Origin of the sequence: Comamonas piscis (assembly GCF_014109725.1) — a bacterium.
GTDB lineage: Bacteria > Pseudomonadota > Gammaproteobacteria > Burkholderiales > Burkholderiaceae_C > Comamonas > Comamonas piscis.
Genome location: NZ_CP058554.1, coordinates 3324472 through 3344451 on the forward strand (window position 1 = coordinate 3324472; position 19980 = coordinate 3344451).

General features: G+C 63.5%; 19 protein-coding genes. 9 read left to right on the forward strand and 10 right to left on the reverse strand.

Annotation, left to right across the window (positions count from 1 at the left end; all coding sequences use genetic code 11):
- Window positions 1–10 precede the first annotated feature (10 nt).
- On the forward strand, window positions 11–2218 hold the full coding sequence (katG, locus tag HS961_RS15000; protein WP_182323306.1) for a catalase/peroxidase HPI: 2208 nt from the start codon (window positions 11–13) through the stop codon (window positions 2216–2218).
- A 58-nt stretch (window positions 2219–2276) separates the two neighbouring features.
- Here the strand turns inward: katG and HS961_RS15005 are convergent, their stop codons facing one another.
- Window positions 2277–3233, reverse strand: coding sequence for a LysR family transcriptional regulator (locus HS961_RS15005; protein WP_182323308.1), 957 nt, complete (start codon window positions 3231–3233; stop codon window positions 2277–2279).
- Between the two features lie 108 nt (window positions 3234–3341).
- On the opposite strand from HS961_RS15005, the gene HS961_RS15010 reads away from it, so the two are divergent.
- The 6 genes from HS961_RS15010 to HS961_RS15035 all read left to right on the forward strand — a co-directional run bounded on the left by HS961_RS15010 (window position 3342) and on the right by HS961_RS15035 (window position 9800).
- Window positions 3342–3875: a thiamine pyrophosphate-binding protein gene (locus HS961_RS15010; protein WP_182323310.1), complete on the forward strand. Its 534-nt coding sequence runs from the start codon at window positions 3342–3344 to the stop codon at window positions 3873–3875.
- Between the two features lie 26 nt (window positions 3876–3901).
- Window positions 3902–4471 carry a thiamine pyrophosphate-dependent enzyme gene (locus HS961_RS15015; RefSeq protein ID WP_182323312.1) on the forward strand — a complete coding sequence of 190 codons (570 nt, stop codon included), beginning with the start codon at window positions 3902–3904 and terminating at the stop codon, window positions 4469–4471.
- Between the two features lie 99 nt (window positions 4472–4570).
- Window positions 4571–6049, forward strand: coding sequence for an aldehyde dehydrogenase (locus HS961_RS15020; protein WP_182323314.1), 1479 nt, complete (start codon window positions 4571–4573; stop codon window positions 6047–6049).
- Window positions 6050–6117: 68 nt separating this feature from the next.
- Window positions 6118–7329, forward strand: coding sequence for an ABC transporter substrate-binding protein (locus tag HS961_RS15025; RefSeq protein ID WP_182323316.1), 1212 nt, complete (start codon window positions 6118–6120; stop codon window positions 7327–7329).
- 78 nt (window positions 7330–7407) lie between these two features.
- On the forward strand, window positions 7408–8832 hold the full coding sequence (locus HS961_RS15030) for an aldehyde dehydrogenase family protein (RefSeq protein ID WP_182323318.1): 1425 nt from the start codon (window positions 7408–7410) through the stop codon (window positions 8830–8832).
- Window positions 8833–8885: 53 nt separating this feature from the next.
- Entirely contained in the window at window positions 8886–9800 is a 915-nt protein-coding gene (locus HS961_RS15035) for an NAD(P)-dependent oxidoreductase (RefSeq protein WP_182323320.1), read from the forward strand.
- A 69-nt stretch (window positions 9801–9869) separates the two neighbouring features.
- Here the strand turns inward: HS961_RS15035 and HS961_RS15040 are convergent, their stop codons facing one another.
- Entirely contained in the window at window positions 9870–10769 is a 900-nt protein-coding gene (locus tag HS961_RS15040) for an NAD(P)/FAD-dependent oxidoreductase (protein WP_182323322.1), read from the reverse strand.
- On the reverse strand, window positions 10753–11238 hold the full coding sequence (locus HS961_RS15045) for an Rrf2 family transcriptional regulator (protein ID WP_182323324.1): 486 nt from the start codon (window positions 11236–11238) through the stop codon (window positions 10753–10755). Before HS961_RS15045 ends, HS961_RS15040 begins: the two co-directional genes overlap by 17 nt.
- 149 nt (window positions 11239–11387) lie before the next feature.
- Between HS961_RS15045 and HS961_RS15050 the strand changes: the two genes are divergently transcribed.
- On the forward strand, window positions 11388–11756 hold the full coding sequence (locus HS961_RS15050) for a VOC family protein (protein WP_182323326.1): 369 nt from the start codon (window positions 11388–11390) through the stop codon (window positions 11754–11756).
- 3 nt (window positions 11757–11759) lie between these two features.
- Here HS961_RS15050 and HS961_RS15055 read toward each other — a convergent pair whose 3' ends face one another.
- From HS961_RS15055 to efeU, 5 genes are all read right to left on the reverse strand, one after another.
- On the reverse strand, window positions 11760–12266 hold the full coding sequence (locus HS961_RS15055) for a DUF6882 domain-containing protein (protein WP_182323328.1): 507 nt from the start codon (window positions 12264–12266) through the stop codon (window positions 11760–11762).
- A gap of 210 nt (window positions 12267–12476) precedes the next feature.
- Window positions 12477–13064 carry a L,D-transpeptidase gene (locus HS961_RS15060; RefSeq protein ID WP_238347617.1) on the reverse strand — a complete coding sequence of 196 codons (588 nt, stop codon included), beginning with the start codon at window positions 13062–13064 and terminating at the stop codon, window positions 12477–12479.
- 123 nt (window positions 13065–13187) lie between these two features.
- Window positions 13188–14027 (reverse strand): iron uptake system protein EfeO, encoded by an 840-nt coding sequence (efeO, locus tag HS961_RS15065; protein WP_202883117.1) that lies wholly within the window; start codon window positions 14025–14027, stop codon window positions 13188–13190.
- Window positions 14028–14167: 140 nt separating this feature from the next.
- A complete protein-coding gene (gene efeB, locus HS961_RS15070; RefSeq protein WP_238347618.1) occupies window positions 14168–15514 on the reverse strand; it encodes an iron uptake transporter deferrochelatase/peroxidase subunit in 1347 nt (448 codons plus the stop codon).
- 45 nt (window positions 15515–15559) lie between these two features.
- Window positions 15560–17668, reverse strand: a complete 2109-nt coding sequence (gene efeU / locus HS961_RS15075; protein ID WP_182323330.1) for an iron uptake transporter permease EfeU — start codon at window positions 17666–17668, stop codon at window positions 15560–15562.
- A 71-nt stretch (window positions 17669–17739) separates the two neighbouring features.
- On the opposite strand from efeU, the gene HS961_RS15080 reads away from it, so the two are divergent.
- Window positions 17740–17976, forward strand: a complete 237-nt coding sequence (locus HS961_RS15080) for a hypothetical protein (protein ID WP_182323332.1) — start codon at window positions 17740–17742, stop codon at window positions 17974–17976.
- A 289-nt stretch (window positions 17977–18265) separates the two neighbouring features.
- Here the strand turns inward: HS961_RS15080 and HS961_RS15085 are convergent, their stop codons facing one another.
- Window positions 18266–18874 carry a response regulator transcription factor gene (locus HS961_RS15085; RefSeq protein ID WP_182323334.1) on the reverse strand — a complete coding sequence of 203 codons (609 nt, stop codon included), beginning with the start codon at window positions 18872–18874 and terminating at the stop codon, window positions 18266–18268.
- Window positions 18871–19944 carry a sensor histidine kinase gene (locus HS961_RS15090; protein ID WP_182323336.1) on the reverse strand — a complete coding sequence of 358 codons (1074 nt, stop codon included), beginning with the start codon at window positions 19942–19944 and terminating at the stop codon, window positions 18871–18873. The genes HS961_RS15085 and HS961_RS15090 overlap by 4 nt, the downstream gene beginning before the upstream one ends.
- Window positions 19945–19980: the final 36 nt, after the last annotated feature.

Sequence of the window (19980 nt, forward strand, 5' to 3'; positions counted from 1 at the left end):
AGAACCCCACATGACGACTGAATCCAAGTGCCCTTTTCACGGCGCAGCCGCACGCAACAGCGAAACCGCCGCCCAAGGCAACGGGACGACCAGCCAGAGCTGGTGGCCCAACCAGCTGCGCGTGGACCTGCTCAGCCAGCACCACCCGGCCAACAACCCCCTCGGTGACGACTACGACTACCCTGCGGAATTCAACAAGCTCGATTACGAAGCCGTCAAGCGCGACCTGCGCGCGGTGATGACCGATTCGCAAGACTGGTGGCCGGCCGACTTTGGCCACTACGGCCCCCAGTTCATCCGCATGGCCTGGCATGCCGCAGGCACCTACCGCGTGCAAGATGGCCGGGGCGGCGCAGGCCGCGCCCAGCAGCGTTTTGCGCCCCTCAACAGCTGGCCGGACAACGTCAATATCGACAAGTCGCGCCGCCTGCTCTGGCCCATCAAGCAAAAATACGGCAACCAGCTTTCCTGGGGCGATCTGATGATCCTCTGCGGCAATGTCGCGCTGGAAACCATGGGTTTTCGCACCTTTGGTTTTGCCGGTGGCCGCGTCGATACCTGGATGCCCGACCAGGACGTGTACTGGGGTGCAGAGAAGGAATGGCTGGCCTCCAGCGACAAGCCCAACAGCCGCTACAGCGGTGACCGCGATCTGGAAAACCCGCTGGCCGCCGTGCAGATGGGCCTGATCTATGTGAACCCTGAAGGCCCGGACGGCAATGGCGACCCGATCTCGGCGGCGCGCGACATCCGCGAGACCTTTGCCCGCATGGCCATGGACGACGAAGAAACCGTGGCGCTGATTGCCGGCGGCCACACCTTTGGCAAGACCCATGGCGCCAGCGAAGCCAGCCATGTGGGCGCAGAGCCCGAGGCCGATGGCATCGAAGCCCAGGGCCTGGGCTGGACCAGCAGCTATGCGTCGGGCAGCGGCCGCGACGCGATCACCTCCGGCCTGGAAGTGACCTGGACCCAAACCCCCGCGCAGTGGAGCAATTTCTTCTTCGAGAACCTGTTCAAGTACGAATGGGTAGAAGAGAAAAGCCCGGCCGGCGCCCTCCAGTGGGTGGCCAAGGACGCACCCGATGTCATCCCCGATGCACATGGTGGCCCGAACAAAAAACCCACCATGCTGACCACCGATCTGTCGCTGCGCCAGGACCCGGCCTACGAAAAAATCTCGCGCCGCTTTCTGGAAAACCCCCAGGCCTTTGCCGAAGCCTTTGCCCGCGCCTGGTTCAAGCTGACCCACCGCGACATGGGCCCGCGCAGCCGCTATCTGGGCCCGGAAGTACCCAAGGAAGAGCTGGTCTGGCAAGACCCGATCCCCGCCGTGACGCACCCCCTGATCAATGCCGACGATGTCGCCAGCCTCAAGGCGCAAGTGCTGGCCTCGGGCCTGACGGTTCAAGAACTGGTGGGTACCGCCTGGGCTTCCGCATCCACCTACCGTGGCTCCGATATGCGCGGTGGTGCCAACGGCGCCCGCATCCGCCTGGCACCGCAAAAGGACTGGGAGGCCAACCAGCCCGCACAGCTGGCCAAGGTGCTGGGCGTGCTCGATGGCATTCAGCGCAGCTTCAACAAGGCAGCCGATGGCGACAAGCGCATTTCGCTGGCCGATCTGATCGTGCTGGCGGGCAATGCCGGTGTTGAAAAGGCCGCCGCCGATGCGGGTGTGCCCACCACCGTGCCCTTCCACCCCGGCCGCAGCGATGCCACCGCCGAGCAGACCGATGCCGCGTCCTTCCAGTACCTGGAGCCCAAGGCTGATGGCTTCCGCAACCACTTGCAAGGCCGCTTTGCCGCGCCTGCCGAGGCCCTGCTGATTGACAAGGCCCAGCTGATGACCTTGACCGCCCCTGAGCTGACCGTGCTGGTCGGTGGCCTGCGCGCTATCAACATCAACACCGCCGGCAACCAGCAAGGCGTGCTGACCGCCACGCCCGGCAAGCTGAGCAACGATTTCTTCGTCAACCTGCTGGACATGGGCACGCAATGGAAGGCCCAAGAAGACGGCAGCTTTGTCGGCCAGGACCGCAAGAGCGGCGCCCAGCGCTGGACTGCCAGCCGTGTTGACCTGGTCTTTGGCTCCAACGCCATCCTGCGCGCTGTTGCCGAAGTCTATGCCCAGGCCGGAGCCAAGGAAAAAATGGTCCAAGACTTTGTCACCGCCTGGACCAAGGTGATGGAGCTGGACCGCTTTGACCTGAAGTAAGCCCCTTCCGCCTAAAAGTTTGCCCGCCCGTCCCTACTGCTGGGGCCGGCGGGCATTTTCATGCCTGGCTGGTACTGGCCGATGTCGCAGCCAGCCATTTGCCGCTGGGCCAGCCGCCTGATGCGACGGCTGTTTCCAATATCTGACGCAATACCGCCACCGTGGCGCGCACCGGCTTGGTCATGCTGCGGTTGCTGGCATGCGCCAGCGCAATCACCCGCTTGAGTTCGGGCTCCGTCAACGGCGCGCCCTCCAGCCGGCCGGCAGCCAGGTCGCTCACCACCGCAATCGGCGGCAAGATGGTGTAGCCCAGGCCGTCGATCACCACGCTGCGCTGCACCGGCAGCGCATCGGTCTCCACGCAGATATTGAGCTGCAGGTTCTCCAGCGCGCAGGCATGCTCCACCAGCAGGCGGATGCCATGCGGGTTGCTGGGCAGCACCAGCGCGCGGCCGGCCATGTCCGCCATGCGCACCGCAGTGGCGCCCGCGATGCCGCAGCCCTTGGGCCCCAGGCCCCACAGCGCTTCTTCGATCAATGGCTCCAGTACCAGATCCGGGTGCTTCTCGGCCGCGTACAACAGGGCCACATCGACCTGGCCGCTCGCCAGCCATTGCTTCAGCGTGCCGGCATAGGCGACGGTCAAGCGCAGCTTGATGCCCGGGTAGCGGCTGGCCAGTGCGGCCACCAGCGCGCTTGATACGACATCGCAGGTGCTGGGCAGCAGGCCAATGGTGACGAGGCCGGTCACCTCCTGATGCGTGCCAGCCAGTTGCACGCGTGCTTTCTCCAGTTCACCAAAGGCGCGGCGCGCATAGCTGGCCAGCTCCTGGCCCTGCTCGGTCAGCACCATGCCATGGCGCTCGCGCTCAAACAGCGCGCAGCCCAGGTCTTCTTCCAACAGCTTCAACTGGCGCGATACCGCTGGCTGCACCACATGCAGCAGCTCCGATGCGCGGGTGACGCTGCCGGTGTCGGCGACGGTCAAGAAAGCCTTGAGTTGCTTGAAATCCATGCTGCAGCCTCGATCAGATTGGGTGATGGTTAGATCAGAAATTGTGATTATTCAAATCACTTAATCACATTTTATGATGCCTCAACAGCTTCACACCACGGAACGCAGATGAACGCAAACCCCAACCCACCACCCTGGCAAAAAGACATTTTTCAGGCGATTAAAGATGCCGGCGTGCAGCAAGTGGCCTATGTGCCCGATGCCGGCCACTCCTATGTCATCAAGAGCGCCATTGCTGACCCCGAGATCACCGATGTGGTGCTGACCACCGAAGAGGAAGGCGTGGCCGTGGCGGCCGGCGCCTGGCTGGGCGGCCAGCGCGCGGTGCTGCTGATGCAGAGCAGTGGCGTGGGCAACTGCATGAATATGTTCTCGCTGCTGAGCGCCGCCGATATCCCCTTTCTCACCATCGTCACGATGCGCGGCGAATACGCCGAGTTCAACCCCTGGCAGGCGCCCATGGGCCGCGCCACCCAGGCGGCGATGGAGCTGATGGGCATCCATGTGATGCGCGTGCGCCGCCCCGAAGACGCACATGAAGTCGTCAGCGCCGCACTGGATGGCGCCTTCATGGCCGGCGCGCGTATTGCCGTGCTGATTGGCCAGGACGTGATCGGCCGCAAGAAATGGGAGAGAAACTGATGCAGACCGCCAAAACAAGCAACGCCATGGACCGCCGCCTTTTTGTGGCCCGCCTGCTGGCCAAAACCCCGGATGCGCTGGTCGTCACCGGCTTAGGCTCCGCCTCCTACGATGTGTTTGCCGCTGGCGACCGCGACCACAACTACTACTTGTGGGGTGCCATGGGCGGCGCCTCTTCCGTGGCGCTCGGCATCGCGCTGGCCCAACCAACGCGGCCAGTCGTGGTCATCACCGGCGATGGCGAGCAAATGATGGGCATTGGCAGCCTGGCCACCATTGCCGCCAAGTCACCTGCCAACCTCAGCATCGTCGTGCTGGACAACGGCCACTACGGCGAGACGGGCATGCAGCGGAGCCATAGCAGCCTGGGCACCGACCTGGTGGCTGTGGCACGCGGCTTTGGTATTGCCCAGGTGCAGCAGCTGCAGACGGTGGAGCAAGCCGATGCGCTGGCCGAACACATCAACGCCCGCAAGGCCACCACCTTTGTGCAAGCCCTTGTGCATGCCGATGAGCCACCGCGCGCACTGCCGCCGCGCGATGGCCCCTTCATCAAGAACCGCTTCCGCAGCGCGCTGGGCCTGCAGCCGTTCTAGCCTTTGGCAGGGGATGCCGGCCGGCATCCCTTCTCAGCGCTATCCAGCCCTCTCCAGCACCACCCCCAGCTGCCCGCAGCCCTCGAATGCCCTTTTGCCATGAAACGCTACTCCCTTCAGATTGCCGGCCAGGCGCAGCCCTCGGCCAGCGGCCAATGGATCGCCACCCTCAACCCCTACACGGGCGAGGCCTGGGCAGAGATCCCCGATGGCAATGCCGCCGATGTGGATGCAGCCGTGCAGGCAGCGCACACGGCATTCAGCAGCGGTGCCTGGCCGCAACTGAGCGCGACCGAGCGCGGCGCACTGCTGCGCAAGCTGGCCATGCTGATCGAGCGCGATGCCGACAAGCTCGCCCGCACCGAGGTGATGGACAACGGCAAGCTGTTCGCCGAGATGCGCGGCCAGCTGCAGTACATCCCGCAGTGGTTCCACTACTACGGCGGCTTGGCCGACAAGGTGCAGGGAGCGACCTTGCCGCTGGACAAGAAAGGCTATTTCGCCTTTACCCGGCATGAGCCGCTGGGGGTCGTCGCCGCCATCACGCCCTGGAACTCCCCGCTGTTCCTGCTAGCGTGGAAGATTGCGCCCGCCCTGGCAGCGGGTTGCACCGTGGTAGTCAAGCCCTCGGAGTTCACCTCGGCCTCGACCTTGGAATTTGCCGAGCTGTTCAACGAAGCAGGCTTTCCGCCCGGCGTGTTCAATGTGGTGACCGGCTATGGCGCAAAGGTGGGCAGCGCGCTCGTCGCTCACCCGCTGGTCGCCAAGGTGAGCTTTACCGGCTCCGATGTGACGGGCCGTGCCATCAACCAGGCGGCAGCAGCCCAACTCAAGCACAGCTCCATGGAGCTGGGCGGCAAGTCCCCCAACATCGTGTTTGCCGATGCCGATCTGGAGCAGGCCATGTATGGCGCGATCTCGGGCATCTTTGCCGCGACGGGCCAGACCTGCATTGCCGGATCAAGGCTTTTGGTACAGCGCAGCATCCACGATGCCTTTGTAGAGCGCCTGGTGGCCTTTGCCGCGACGGCCCGTATGGGCGACCCGATGAGTCTGGAGACCCAGGTCGGCCCGGTCACCACTCTGCCCCAGTACGAAAAAGTGCTGGCCTATATCAACATCGCCAAGGCCGAAGGCGCCCAGGTGGTGCTGGGCGGCAGCAAGGCCACGCGCGCCGAATGCGGCAAGGGCTGGTTTATCGAGCCCACCATCCTCACCCAGGTCCACAACGGTATGCGCATTGCGCAAGAAGAGGTGTTTGGCCCGGTGCTGTCCGTCATCCCGTTTGACGACGAGGCCGATGCGCTGCGCATTGCCAACGATGTGCGCTTTGGCCTGGCCGCTGCCGTCTGGACCAGCGATATCGGCCGCGCGCTGCGCATGTCCGAACGCCTGCAGGCGGGCACGGTCTGGATCAACACCTACCGGGCCGTCAGCTTTATGGCGCCGTTTGGCGGCTACAAGGATTCGGGCCTGGGCCGCGAAAACGGCCAGAGCGCCATCTACGAATACCTGCAGACCAAGTCGGTCTGGATCAACAGTGGAGCGACCACCAGCAACCCCTTTGTACTGCGTTAGTTCCCGCGCCTAGCAGGTGACACAGAGCACCGCAGGCCCTTCGTCCAACAGCTCCAGGAGACAAAACCATGAAAAAAGCACACGGACCCCTGACCGCCGCCGCACTGGCGGTGGCCACCCTGCTCGCCACCGGCGCACAGGCCGCACCCGACAAGGTCAAGATCGCCTTCATCACCGATATGTCGGGCCTGTACTCCGACTTTGACGGACCAGGTGGGCTGGATGCGGTTCGCATGGCGGTGGCCGATTTTGGCGGCGAGGTGCTGGGGCGCAAGATCGAGATCATCTCGGCCGACCACCAGAACAAGGCCGACATTGCGGCATCGAAGGCGCGCCAGTGGTGGGACAGCGACAACGTGGATCTGATCATCGGCGGCTCCAACTCGGCCGTGTCGCTGGCGATCAGCAACCTGTCCAAGGACAAGAAAAAGGTCTTCATCAGCGCCGGCGCAGGCGCTGACTCGCTGACCGAAGAAGCCTGCCAGCCCTACATGGTGCGCTACACCTATTCCACTTCGGCCCAGGCACGTGGCACGGCCGCCGCGCTGGTGGGCCAGGGCTACAAGGACTGGTACTTCCTCACCTCGGACTACGCCTTCGGCCACTCAATGGAGCAGGCGGCGATGGCCGTTGTCAAACAAACCGGCGGCACGGTGGTGGGCGCCGTCCGCCACCCGCTCAGCACCTCCGATTTCTCGTCCTATGTGATGAAGGCGCAAAGCTCGGGCGCCAAGGTCATGGGCCTGGCCAATGGCGGTGGCGACACCATCAATGCCATCAAGACCGCCAAAGAGTTTGGCATCGACAAGAAGATGAACGTGGCGGTGCTGATGGCCTTTATTACCGACATCCACAGCCTGGGCCTGGGGACCACCGGCGGCATGTACCTGACCGAAGGCTGGTACTGGGACATGAGCGAAGGCTCACGCGCCTTCGCCCAGCGCTTCTACGACAAGAACAAGAAGATGCCCACCACCTTCCAGGCGGGCGACTACTCGGCCACCACCACTTACCTGAAGGCGGTGCAAAAGGCCGGTAGCACCGAGCCCGACCAGGTGATGGCTGCGCTCAAGTCGCTGCCGATTGACGACATGTTTGCCAAGGGCTACATCCGCGCCGACGGCGCCATGGTGCACGACATGTACCTGATGCAGGTAAAAAAGCCGGCCGAATCGACCAAGCCCTGGGACTACTACAAGGTGGTCAGCACCATCCCCGGCGACAAGGCCTATGCCCCTTCGAAGGAAGGTGCCTGCCCGCTGCTCAAGTCAGCGGGCTAGGCCCCGCTTCCCCTGGCCCACTGCCTGTGCTGCGCGCCGAACGGCTGCGCAGCACGGCCCATCCCCTGAGAGTGAGACATGAACGAGAACCTGATCAATGGCAAATGGCTGGGCGGCGCCAGCACCCTGCAAAGCTGGAACCCCTCCGACACGCGAGAGCTGGTCGGCGACTACGCAGCAGCCGATGCCGAGCAAATGCAGCAAGCGGTGGCAGCGGCACGCGCCGCCTTTGGCGCCTGGCAGCACACGACCACGCAGATGCGCTCGGACTTTTTGCAGCGCGTGGCCAACCAGATGATGGCGGAGAAGGAGAGCCTGGGCCTGCTGGTCTCGCGCGAAGCGGGCAAGACCCTGGCTGAGGGACTGGGCGAGGTGGTGCGGGCGGCGCAGATCTTCCAGTTCTTTGCTGGCGAATGCCTGCGCTATGGCGGCGAGAGCCTGCCCTCCGTGCGCCCAGATATTGGCGTGCAGATCAGCCGCCATGCGCTGGGCGTCGTGAGCCTGATCACGCCCTGGAACTTCCCCATCGCCATCCCCGCCTGGAAGATCGCCCCGGCGCTGGCCTTTGGCAACACGCTAGTGCTCAAGCCCTCGGAATACACGCCTGGCGTAGCCCATGCGCTGTTCCGCATTCTGGCTGCACAAGGCCTGCCGCCGGGTGTGGCCAACCTGGTCAATGGCAGCGGCAAACATGCCGCGCAAGGGCTGCTCAGTGGCGTGGATGCGGTGTCGTTTACCGGCAGCGTACATGTGGGCCAGAGCATTGCGCAAACCGCCATCGGCGAGATGATCCGCCTGCAGCTGGAGATGGGTGGCAAGAACCCGCTGGTGGTGCTGGACGATGCGGATCTGGATGTGGCGGTGGAATGCGCGCTCAACGGCGCCTTCTTCTCGGCCGGCCAGCGCTGCACAGCGTCGAGCCGACTCATCGTCACCGAAGGGATCCATGACCGTTTTGTCGACGCGCTCACCGCGCGCATGCGCGCCATGGTCGTCGGCAACAGCCTGGACAAGGCCACGCAGATCGGCCCGGTCATCAACCAGTCGCAGTTCGACAAGATCCAGCACTACCTAGACCTGGGCAAGCGCGAAGGCGCCGAGCTGGTCGAAGGCGGCTCTCCGGTGGAAGCTGCCACCCCGGGCTACTTTGTGCGCCCTGCCCTGTTCACCGGCAGCCACAACGCGATGCGCATCAACCAGGAAGAGATCTTTGGCCCGGTCGCCAGCGTCATCAAAGTGGCTGATTACGACGAGGCACTGGTGACCGCCAATGACACCCGCTTTGGCCTCTCGGCCGGCATCTGCACCACCTCGCTGCGTGCAGCCAACCATTTTCGACTGCACGTGCGCAGCGGGCTCGCCATGGTCAACCTGCCCACCGCCGGGCTGGACTACCACGTGCCCTTTGGCGGCACACGCGCCTCCAGCTACGGGCCGCGCGAGCAAGGGCGCTATGCGGTCGATTTCTACACCAGCACCAAGACGGCGTACATCGCGTACTGAGCCCTCTTTCCATACCTCGTCCAACTTAGTAGTTTTCGCAGGAGACCCTCACCATGACAGACAGCATCGGTTTTATCGGCCTGGGACGCATGGGCCGCTCCATGGCCGCCAATTTGCAGAAAAAAGGCTTCAGCCTGTTGGTCACCGACCTCAATACCCAGGCCGTGGAGGCGCTGGTGGCACTCGGTGCCGAAGCTGCTACGGTGCCCGACATTGCACGCCGCTGCTCGATCGTGATCACCATGCTGCCGTCCTCGGTCGAGGTCGAGCAGATCGCCCAGGGGCCCGACGGCATCTTTGCCAATGCACTGCCCGGCACCATCTTGCTGGACATGAGCACCATCGACCCGCTCGCCACCGACCGGCTCAGCAAAGCAGCCGCTGGCCGCCAGATGACGGTAGTGGATGCCCCAGTGGGGCGCCTGGCCGAGCACGCCGACCGGGGCGAGAGCCTGTTCATGGTGGGCGCGAGCGATGCCGATTTCGCCAAGGTAAAGCCGCTGCTCGATGCCATGGGCACCACCACCTACCACTGCGGCCCCGTCGGCGCGGGCGGCCGCACCAAGTTGGTCAACAACTATGTGGCCATCACCTTGTGCCAGGTCAATGCCGAGGCGCTGGCCCTGTCGCAGCGCTTTGGGCTCGACATCAGCAAAACCCTGCAAGTGCTCTACGGCACCTCGGCCACCAATGGCCAGTTGCGCATGAACTTTCCCAACAAGGTGCTGGCGGGCGACACCTCGCCAGGCTTCACCATTGACCTGGCGCACAAGGATCTGTCGCTGGTCGTCACTGCGGCGCATGCCGCCCGGGTGCCGATGCCTGTGGCTGCCGCCGTGCATGAATCCTTTAGCCTGGCCCGTGCCAGCCAGTTTGGCGGCATTGATTTCTCGGGTATCGCCGATGTGGTCTGCGAGCTGGCCAAGATTGAGCGGCCCCGCGTGCCCGAGGGTTGGAAGCCCAGCTGATCGCCTTGGGCGACCCCGCTGCGCATCAACAAACGCCCCGAGGGGCGTTTCTTGCATCCTGCCAGTTGCTCACAGCATGGATGCGCGGTGCGCGGCCACCCCGGCCATCGCCCCATCTGCCACCGCCAGTGCAATGCTCCCCGCGGCGCGCGCAGCATCGCCACAGGCAAACACATTCGCCACACTGGTCTGCTGCATCGCATCCACCTGCACATAGGGGCCCATGGGGCCATCGGCCAGCACGCAGCCCAGCTGCTGCGCCACCGGGCTGGCAGGCGAGGTGCTTGGCTGGGTGAACAGGCCTTGCATGGAAAGGGTCCGGCCATCGGCCAGCACCACATCGGCAACGCCATCGATGCGCAGCACTGGCGTCGCTTCGATCTGGGTGCCGCGCCTGGCGAAGTCCGCCAGATCCGCCTCGCTCGGTTCATAGACCCCGTTGAGGAACAAGGTGGTCGGGCCCCAATCGGGCAGCATCATCGCATGGTGCTGGGCCAGCGGTGATGCGGCAATCACGCCGATGGCGCCGCCACCCACCTCGTAGCCATGGCAATACGGGCAGTGGAAAACGCTGCGACCCCAGCGCTCGGCCACGCCCGGCACGGCGGGCAGCGCATCACGCACACCGGTGGCCAGCACCAAGCGGCGCGCCACGAGCTGCTGGTCGGCGACTTCAAAAGCCAGCTCCCCGCTGGGCAATACACGGGCCTGCCGGGCCTCCCCTTCGATCCAGCGCACGCTGGGGTACTGCAGCAATTGGGCACGGGCCTGCGCCCATAGCTCGGCTGGGGCCACGCCGTCGCGCGACAAAAAACCATGCGAGGTCCTGCCCGCCTCATCTACAAAGCGGTTGCGGCGCAGGCCCGCATCGATGACGGTGACCTGGCGGCGCGCCCGTGCCAGTTGCAAGGCAGCCGACATGCCGGCATAGCTGCCGCCGATGATGGCGAAATCAGTGTGGATATCCATGGTGGTCCTCAATACGGTGGGGTGTTGATGTTTTGGCCAGCCGGTGCGCCCGCAGGGAAGCACCGATCTCGGCAGAAAGCTGGGCCAGGCTGACGGCGCCCAATTTCTCCAACAGCGAGGCCTCGGCCTCCTGCATGGCGCTGCGCAGGGATGTATTCACCACCTGCGCGACGAGGCATTCAGGGTGGTCCTCGCGAAAGCCCAGCGACACCAAGGCCGGTGCGCCCAGCGCCTGGTGGATATCGCGCAGAGTCGTCTCGCCCCAGCCGGGCGCAATCAACCAGCCGCCCCCATGGCCTTTGCCGGACGAGACCATGCCCGCATCGCGCAGGCCCGCCATCAGCCGCCGCAGCACCACCGGGTTGGTGTCCATGGTCTGCGCCAGGACCTCGGAAGTCAGCGGCGCCTCCGCCTCGGCCAGATGCAGCAGCACATGCAGAACATCGGAAAACTGGCTGTTGTGTTTCATGCAACTATTGTAGTTACATGAAATGACTGTGCGTTGGCGGCTGTCTCCATAACCATTACCGGGCTAAGGGGCAAGCGCCGGCCACCACCCGCCAGCGCCCCGCAGACCCATGCCACAATCGCCCACCCTCCTCACCCCACCGCAAAGGAATGGCCTTGTTCAAAAAGCTGGAGTCTGTCGTGTTGTTTGTCGCCGATATCGATGCAGCGGCCGCTTGGTATGCGCAGCTCTTGGGCACGGAGGTGCAGCACGAGAACGCGCACTATGCGTTTGTGCAGGGGCCGGGGCTTTTGATCGGCTTTCACCCGGCCGATGGCAAATGCCCGGGCGGCGTCGGCGGTACGACGGTGTACTGGGAGGTGGCTGACCTGGGCGCTGCGGTGGAGCGCCTACAGGCCCAGGGCGCCCGGCTGTACCGGGGGCCAATGACGACGAGCCTGGGCGCAACGGCCGCCATGCTGCTGGATCCCTTTGGTTGCAGCCTGGGCTTGCATTGCCCAGCCGCAACGGGCGCTTAGCGCTTACTGCAAGGCCTGGTCCGGCGCCGGCGCCACCTGCAGATGCAGGATGCTGAAGTACAGCGTGATATCGCCTTGCTGGTCGACAAAGGTGCCGATGGCGCGTTGCAGGCGGGCGGCAATGCAGAGGCACTCGGTCGCCTCTGGCCGGCCACCAGGGATACGTGCAGTGGTCAGCAAGGCCAGCTGGTGCTCGCGCCCAAAGTCATGCACAAGCTCCAGCGCCTGGCCATGCTGGGCAGGGATGTCGGCATTGGCCCAGCTCCACACAAAGCTGCCGTCGCTCTCGCTGCTGGTCCCCACCAGGCAGACGGTGCCCTGCACCTCATGCAAGGGCGCCTGAAGCACCAGGCTGGCGGTTTCCAAATCCCAGTGGTATTGCGGCGCCGCTTGTAGGCCAAACTGGCGTGGCCATTCGGTGTTTCGGGCCATCATGGTCTCGACGGCCTCGCGGCTCCAGGCGGCCCAGTCGGTCTCGCCCCCTTCGGGGCTGGTGGTGGTGTCGTTCATAGCGCTAGCGGTTCAAAATGCAGCCGCCATTGTCGGGCAATCTAAGAACCTGTTCAAAGTCTGTACGCAGCCGCGTTGGAGTGCAATCTGGATGGGTTCGAAGAGCTGGTACGCAGAATGCACCGGGGTGCAAGCAAAGGCAAGCGCGCAGAAATCGCCCGATTTCACTCCAATTCAATCGCTGACGCGCCACCCTCAGACGGACTTAGCTCATTCAATGTGCACGGCAATGCCGGTAGGGACAAGCGAGAAGAGGTCGACTATCTCGTCATTTCTCATACGTATGCATCCATGAGAAACCGGTCTTCCAATTAAATGCTCGTCGGCTGTGCCATGGATGTAAATGAATCTTCTCAAGGTGTCCACACTGCTTGCGCGATTGATGCCGTATTGCAAGCCTTCTAACCAGAGGATGCGTGTCAAGATCCAATCGCGGTCCGGAAAACGTTCTGCGAGTTCCGGATCAAATATCTCGCCAGTGGGTCTTCGCCGCCGAAACACTGCGCCCTTAGGACATCCCTCTCCTATCTTTAACCGAATGCGGTGGTCGCCGGTAGGCGTGCAATAGCTACCAGTTTCGCAACCCGCTCCGTTCGCTGCCGTCGATACATCGTAATGACGTTCAACGCCATTGGCCAACGCTAAATGAAGCGACTGCCGTTCGACCGAAACGTGTATACGCGCGGGCATTTCGATTGAGGAAAGCACTTGTACAAGCATCGTTCGGCGACCCAATTGAAAGTTGAACCGAGAGCAGCATATCGCCAACTCTGAAATTGTTCCAGCCAGCGCCGTCATTGGTAAACCTGCCGTATCTGGCTTCAACGTAGTTCATCGAAATGCGGCACTGAAGTCATCATGAAATAAAAAAACCGCCCCTTGCACAGGGGCGGTTCGTCGCTCAGCAGGCGCTGGGTGCTATCAGTTCAGGCCGAGCATGCCGCGCAGCTTGGACAGATCTTCTGCCAAGGTGTTCACCCTGCCGGCCAGAATCTTGCGGTCAGCCTCATTCAGCTTGGTGTACAGCTCAAAGCTGCCATCGGGCTTGCGGTACTTGGCCAGGATGTCGAACACAGTCTTGAAGTTCGACGCAGTCTTCTCGACAAAGGCCTTGTCCTTTTTTTCGACGAGAGGGCGCAGCAGTTCAAAAATCTTGTCCGCACCTTCAAAGTTGGCCTGAAAGTCGTCCAGGTCGGTGTGGCTATAGCGCTCTTCTTCGCCCGATATCTTGGTGGCAGCCACCTCTTCCATCAGCACCGCTGCGCCGCCCACCACCTTCTCAGGCGGGAAGGTCAAACCGCTCACGCGCTTTTGCAGTTCCTTGGCATCAGCCAGCAGCTTGTCGGCAAATGGGGTCAGCCCCTTGGTGCTTTTTTCAACCCAGAGACCGTACTCGATGCGGTGGAAGCCGGTGAAGCCCGGGTCCTTCTCGGCTTTTTCATGGTCATCAGCGCGCGAGTCCATGCTCTTGTCCAGATCGGCAAACAGCTCGGCAATCGGCTCGATGCGCTCGTAAGGGCGGCGCACGGTGGCATACATCTTCTTGGCCTCTTCGACCTTGCCGGCCTTGACCGCATCGGTGAAGGCCTGCACGCCTTTGACCAGCTCGCGCAGGTTGTTGTTGACGTAGAGCTTGTACTCCGCCAGTGGCTTGACCAGCTCCAGCGCAGACACGCCTTCTGCTGCCCAGCTGGACAGGGGGATGACGCTGGCACTGCCGGCCAGCAGCAGGCCTTGCAAGAATTGGCGACGCATGGACATACGAGAACTCCTAGATACTGTTAGATTGATAATTTTTGGCTTCCGATATCCCAATGCGAAACTCAGGCTTGCGTCCTTCATGAAGATGGACGCGCCTGGGCCTTGCAGTACAGACAGCAGTGGCTGGTTAGGAAACGAGATCAAGCCTTCTTGGCGGCAGCGCTCAGCAGGCTGCGGCCCAGCCAGTCATTGGCATCGGCCACGCCGGGCAGAGCGTAGAAAAAGCCTCCGCCAATCGGCTTGATATATTCTTCGAGCGGCTCGCCATCAAGCCGCTTTTGTACGGTGACAAAGCCCTTTTCCAGGTCGGCCTGGTAGCAGATAAACAGCAGGCCCATCTCTAGCTGGCCCGACTTGGTCACGCCATTGGAGTAGTTGAAGGGGCGGCGCAAAATCAGGTTGGCCTCGCTGGCGTGCGTGCGCGGGTTGGCCAGGCGGATATGGGCATCCATCGGCGTCTTCTTGCCTTCGGCATCGGCCGCGTAATCGGGCGTGTCGTGCTCGGTCTTCTTGCGCGCATCCAGCGGCGCGCCGCTGTCCTTGTCGCGGCCCATGATGGCCTCTTGCTCGCCCAGCGGCGTGCGGTCCCAGCGCTCGACAAAATTGCGGATGATGCGCACGGCCTGGTAGCTGCCACCAGCGGCCCAGGCAGGCTCGTCGGACTCGGACTGCACCCAGACAATGCGGCGCATCATCGCGTCGTCATCGGATTGGGGGTTGGCCGAGCCATCGCGGAAACCCAGAAAGTTGCGCGCGCTCTCTGCGGGCTGGCCCACGGCGGCGGGGATCGGCGGCACCGAGCCCTCCTGCTTCCAGCGCACCATCAACAGATCGGGCAGGTTTTTGATGATGTCGCGCAGCGCATGGATATTAGTATCGGGCGTGTTGGCGCAAAACTGGATCGACAGATCACCATGGCAGAGCGCAGACTGCAGCGCGTCATTGGGGTGCTGCTGCATGGGCGTCAGGCGCTTGGGTAGCTGCTCCTTCAGGCCAAAGCGGGCATCAAACAGGCTATGGCCCACGCCGACCGTCACCGTCAAGGCATCGGGCTGCACTTCGGGGCCGAGGATGCCCGAGCCGGCAGGCGGCAGCTTGGGGTCCAGGCTGGGCTGCAGACCGCCCTGGGTTAGAAAACGGATGCGCTCGGTGAGCGTCTTGAACAGGCGCTCCAGCTCTGCCGAGTTGCTGGCCAGCACATCAAAACTGACCAACATGCCCGCCAGCGGCCGGGGCGTGACGATGCCCGCCTGGTGCTTGCCGTAGAACGGCACGCGCTGCTGCGACACGCTGGTGCGCGGCGCATCTGCCACCTGGGTATTGCCGGGCGATGCGTCCTCCGCAGCCACAGCCTGGCGGGCAGGCATGCCGGCCAGCACACCAGCGCCCATAACGCCAGCGGCTTCGCCCAGCCAGCGCCGCCTTGCGGGGTGAGCGCCATCGGCAGGCATGGATTGAGACGCGTTCCTGTTCTTGAAAAAAGACATGGGGTGCTTTCTGTATGTTATTTGTAGAAATAGAAGGCGGAAAGTTTAGGGCTGCAAGCCCAGCGCTGCATTGACCTTGGCCATGCTTTGCGATGCTTGGTAGAGCGCCTGGGCCAGGTTCTGGCACTGCACCGGGTTCAGCGCAGTGCCGGCAATGCCGGCTACTTCGTTGTCATCGGCGGGCACGCCCAGGTCATCCAGGCGCTGGCGCAGCTTGGCCAGGCTGTCTTGCAGTTGCTGGTTCAGCGCCGGGTTGGCATTGGCCAGCACGGGGCCCAGCACCTGCTGCGCCTTGTTGGCCGCTGCCCAGCTGCCGTAGACAAACTGCAGCACCGCCCGGCCCTGCTCGGGCGTGGTCGCCTCGCCGGGGATCAAGGTCGAGGCGCGCTCCAGCGCCTTGGCGGCGGCGGCGGCAATCGACTGCGGCTGCAGGCTGACATCGCCCAGGCGCTGGCTCAGTTGCTGTACATCTTGTTGCAGGTTGGTCGCCAGCGGCAGCAGTTGATCGGCAGGCTCGCCCGCTTGCAGGCCGGCAGCGATGCGCTGCAGCCCCACAAAGGCCGGGTCCTTGTCACGCAGTGCAAAGTCTGCGGCGCGCGCATCGATGCGGGCATTCAAATCGCCATACTGCACCGCCAAAGGTGCCAGCTTTTGGTACTGGCCGCGCGCCAGCGCCGCCAATTGCTGCGCATCGGCCGGGTAGCCGTCATCGGGCGTGGCGCCTGCCTCTACCGGGTGCGCCAGGCGCTGCTGCAGTGCATCAACCATCTCTTGCAAGCTGGCCGCTTCGGTCAGCATGTAGACCTGGTATTCAGCCAACGCGCCCAGGAAGGCGGTCACCGGCGGCTTGGCCGCTTCTGCCTTGAAGGCATCGGTCGTTGTCACCGTCAAGCTGCCGCGTGCGGCATTGAGCAGGCCGCAAGTCATCTCGTAGTTGCCGGGCGCCAGGCGGGCGCTCAGCTGCTGGGTCATGCCGGGCAAAATGTTTTCGCGCTCTTCCAGCACCATCACACCGTCCAGAATTTCCCATTCCAGCGCGCGCTGGGATTGGTTGACGATGCGGAACACCACCTTGCCGGCTGGCACGGTGACCGCGTTCGGGGTGCAGGTGCCTTGGTTGATTTCAATGGTCACTACCGGCACACCGTCGGCCGCAGCAGCGTTGACTGCGCCAGCGGTGCCAGCATGCGGCGCGGTAGATGCTTGCCAAAAGGCAGCCGCACCGAGCAAGAAGACGACTACGCTGCCCAGCACTACGGGGCCCAGGCGGGGCGCGGGTTCTGCCGATGCAGTGCTGGCTTGCGCTGTGGCAGCTGCTTGCGGGGCAGGAGCGTTAGCCCCAGCAGGTGCCGCTTTGACCGGCCAGAAGAACATCGCCAAGGTAACCAACAGGTACAGCGCCCAAGCCAGCACTTCGCCGACGACCGGAGCATGCATGTAGCCCAGCAAGCCGCCCAGAATCACGCCCAGGGGACTGTCCTCGGGCAACACGCCGCTGCTGTCGAACACGACTTGCTGCAGCTGGTTCCAGATACCCGCCTCATGCAGGCGGCGCACCGCGCCGGCCAGCAAGCCAGCGGCTACTACCAAAATAAAGATACCGGTGTAGCGGAAGAACTGGCGCAGGTTGATGCGCACGCCGCCCTTGTACAGGCCAATGCCCAGCAGCACCGACAGCGCCACGCCGAGGAAGGCGCCGGCCGCTGCACTCCAGCCCGAGCTTTGCTGGAAGATGGCGAGCAGGAAGAAGACCGATTCGACGCCTTCACGCGCCACCGCCAGGAAGACCATGCCGATCAGCGCCCAGCTGGCACTGCCCGAGGTGCTGAGCGCCTTGTCGACGGAGGCCTGCAACTCGCCCTTGATCGAGCGCGAGGCCTTGCGCATCCAGAAGACCATGCCGGTGAGCATGCCGACTGCGATAAAGCCCACCACGCCTTCAAACAGCTCTTGCTGCTTTTGCGGAAACTCGGCCGCCATCCACTGCAGGCCTGCGCCCACAAACAGCGACAGGCCCAGCGCGAGAAACACCCCCGCCCAAACGGCGGGCATCAAGCGGGCACGCCCGGTGTGGCGCAGGAAGCTGGCAATGATGCCGACGATCAGCGCGGCCTCGATGCCCTCGCGCAACATAATCAAAAAGGGAACCAGCATGTAATGTGTTGTTCAGGCCCAGGGCGGCCACTATAGGTGGTGCCTTGCGCTGATCTTTCTCAGTTCTATCGATGAATTCCAAGCTGCAGCCCCAGCAGGCAGCCCTGCAATCAGGGCGGCTGCGCAGACATGCGTTGGGCTTGCGACTGAAGGCAGCCGCTGGCAGCAATGTGGCGATGCAGCAAAGGCAGGTGCAGCATGTTAAGACCAAACCACCTTGCCAGGCGGCCCTTACGCAGGCCTCCTACACGCAGGCACATTATTTACAAGCAAAAACACCGATCTTATCATCACCGGCATCTCTTTGAAGCTATGAATTAGATAGCAGTCACCGGCCATCCAACACCCATGCCGCCAACATGGCGTAAGGCAGGCTTCAGAAAGGCAACGCTGCGTGGACCCAATGCTATCGAGCACAGCACGGGAAACAGGGTTAAGGATGCTTTGCAAAACCCTTGCCAGCGGGATGAATGCGGATCAGGATGAGGCGCAAGGCGTCTTTAGCAGGCAATAGCCGTAGCTATTGACAAGGAAGGCAACGCAGCGGATCGCCCGAGACCGCGTTCAAACCACGGTAGGGAGTTTTGCAGAGAGTTCTTAAACCCCGAGTTTCTCCGTGAACCGCACCAGGTCGGCCAGCGACGTCTGCCGCAGCTTGCGCATCGCATTGCCGCGCCGCACTTTGACCGTCACCTCGCTCAGCTGCAACTGGTGCGCAATCTGCTTGTTCAACAAGCCCTGCACCACCAAGCGCACCACCTCGCGCTCACCGTCGCTCAAGCCCATCCAGCGGGTCTGTATGTCGGCGGCTTCTGCATCCTGAAGCCGCCGGGCACGGTCGCGCGCCAGGCCCTGGTGGATCGCATCCAGCAGGTCCTGATCCCGAAAAGGCTTGGCCAGAAAGTCGACGGCACCGCTCTTGATGGCTTTGACCCCCATTGCAATGTCGCCATGGCCGGTCATAAAGACAACGGGCAGATGCAAACCCAGCGCCTGCATCTGGCGGTGGAACTCCATACCGCTTTGCCCGGGCATGCGCACATCCAGCACCAGACACGCGGGCGTATCTGCCGGGGGCTGCGCCAGGAAAGCAGCGGTCGAGGCATAGGCCCGCACCGGCAGCCCGACGGATGCCAGCAAATCCTCCAGTGCGGCGCGCACCGAGTCGTCGTCATCCACCACATACACCATGGCTGCGTCACTCATGCTTTACCCTCCGCCGGTGCGACCGGTACGCTGAATGCAAACACCGCGCCACCCGGCGCATGGGGCTCCGCCCAAATCTGGCCGCCATTGGCCTCGACAATGCTGCGGCTGATGCTGAGCCCCACGCCAATCCCCTCATGCTTGGTGGTCCAGAAGGGCTCGAACACCTGCTCCTGCGCACCAGCGGGCAGGCCCGGGCCACCATCCGCTACCCGCAGAACCAGCTTGTCCTGCAGTTGCAGGGTTTCAATGCGCAGCGTGCGGCGAGGCATCGCCACCAGGGCCAAGGCTTCCATCGCATTGAGCAGCAGGTTGGCGATGACTTGCTGGATCTGCACCGGGTCGGCCAGCGCCAGCGGCAGCCCGGCGGCCAGATCAGCACGCATGGCAATGCCCAGCCGCTGCATTTCAGCCTGGGACAGCGCCAGCACTTCACGCACCTCGGCATTGAAGACAAAGGGGCGGGTGCTGGCAGGCGCACCTTGGCTGAGCCTGCGCACCCGGGCAATGATGCCGCTGGCCCGGTCCGCATCGCCCAGGATGCGGTCGAGCGCCTGCCCGGCCTTGTCGAGCCTGGGGGGATCCTGTGCCATCCAGCGCTGGCAGGCATGGCCGCTGGTGACGATGGCCGCCAGCGGCTGGTTGAGCTCATGCGCAATCGAGGTCGTCAAACCCTCCAGGCTGTGGATGCGCGAGATGCGCATCAGGCGCGCCTGGGCGTCATGGGCGGCGGCCCGTGCTGTCTCCGCTCTGCAGGCCAGGTAGCCGGTGATCAAAATGGCCATGCTGCTGATCAGCATATTGATCAGACCTGCGCGTTGGTCGCCATAGTTGGTGATGAAAAAGCTCAGCCAGGTCAAAGCGATGCAGCTGCCGGTGAGCAGCATGAGCCCGCGCAATGCCAGCACATGGGCCATCGCCAGAATGACCACCGTGTAGAACACCGACACCGCCACTTCGTAGCGGGTGGCCGTGTCGATCAAAAAAAGCACAAGGATGGCGAGCACCATGGCCATCACGTGCAGGCCACGGCGGCGCCAGGCTTGGGTTGGCAGGGACTGGGTCTTCATCAGGGTCACTCACACAAAGCGGCTGCAGGTTGCAGG

What these genes read in the sequence shown, in the direction of transcription:
- katG (WP_182323306.1), top strand. Translation starts at nt 11, where the DNA reads ATGACGACTGAATCCAAGTGCCCTTTTCACGGCGCAGCCGCACGCAAC.
- HS961_RS15005 (WP_182323308.1), bottom strand. Translation starts at nt 3,233, where the DNA reads ATGGATTTCAAGCAACTCAAGGCTTTCTTGACCGTCGCCGACACCGGC.
- HS961_RS15010 (WP_182323310.1), top strand. Translation starts at nt 3,342, where the DNA reads ATGAACGCAAACCCCAACCCACCACCCTGGCAAAAAGACATTTTTCAG.
- HS961_RS15015 (WP_182323312.1), top strand. Translation starts at nt 3,902, where the DNA reads ATGGACCGCCGCCTTTTTGTGGCCCGCCTGCTGGCCAAAACCCCGGAT.
- HS961_RS15020 (WP_182323314.1), top strand. Translation starts at nt 4,571, where the DNA reads ATGAAACGCTACTCCCTTCAGATTGCCGGCCAGGCGCAGCCCTCGGCC.
- HS961_RS15025 (WP_182323316.1), top strand. Translation starts at nt 6,118, where the DNA reads ATGAAAAAAGCACACGGACCCCTGACCGCCGCCGCACTGGCGGTGGCC.
- HS961_RS15030 (WP_182323318.1), top strand. Translation starts at nt 7,408, where the DNA reads ATGAACGAGAACCTGATCAATGGCAAATGGCTGGGCGGCGCCAGCACC.
- HS961_RS15035 (WP_182323320.1), top strand. Translation starts at nt 8,886, where the DNA reads ATGACAGACAGCATCGGTTTTATCGGCCTGGGACGCATGGGCCGCTCC.
- HS961_RS15040 (WP_182323322.1), bottom strand. Translation starts at nt 10,769, where the DNA reads ATGGATATCCACACTGATTTCGCCATCATCGGCGGCAGCTATGCCGGC.
- HS961_RS15045 (WP_182323324.1), bottom strand. Translation starts at nt 11,238, where the DNA reads ATGAAACACAACAGCCAGTTTTCCGATGTTCTGCATGTGCTGCTGCAT.
- HS961_RS15050 (WP_182323326.1), top strand. Translation starts at nt 11,388, where the DNA reads ATGGCCTTGTTCAAAAAGCTGGAGTCTGTCGTGTTGTTTGTCGCCGAT.
- HS961_RS15055 (WP_182323328.1), bottom strand. Translation starts at nt 12,266, where the DNA reads ATGAACGACACCACCACCAGCCCCGAAGGGGGCGAGACCGACTGGGCC.
- HS961_RS15060 (WP_238347617.1), bottom strand. Translation starts at nt 13,064, where the DNA reads ATGACGGCGCTGGCTGGAACAATTTCAGAGTTGGCGATATGCTGCTCT.
- efeO (WP_202883117.1), bottom strand. Translation starts at nt 14,027, where the DNA reads ATGTCCATGCGTCGCCAATTCTTGCAAGGCCTGCTGCTGGCCGGCAGT.
- efeB (WP_238347618.1), bottom strand. Translation starts at nt 15,514, where the DNA reads ATGTCTTTTTTCAAGAACAGGAACGCGTCTCAATCCATGCCTGCCGAT.
- efeU (WP_182323330.1), bottom strand. Translation starts at nt 17,668, where the DNA reads ATGCTGGTTCCCTTTTTGATTATGTTGCGCGAGGGCATCGAGGCCGCG.
- HS961_RS15080 (WP_182323332.1), top strand. Translation starts at nt 17,740, where the DNA reads ATGAATTCCAAGCTGCAGCCCCAGCAGGCAGCCCTGCAATCAGGGCGG.
- HS961_RS15085 (WP_182323334.1), bottom strand. Translation starts at nt 18,874, where the DNA reads ATGAGTGACGCAGCCATGGTGTATGTGGTGGATGACGACGACTCGGTG.
- HS961_RS15090 (WP_182323336.1), bottom strand. Translation starts at nt 19,944, where the DNA reads ATGAAGACCCAGTCCCTGCCAACCCAAGCCTGGCGCCGCCGTGGCCTG.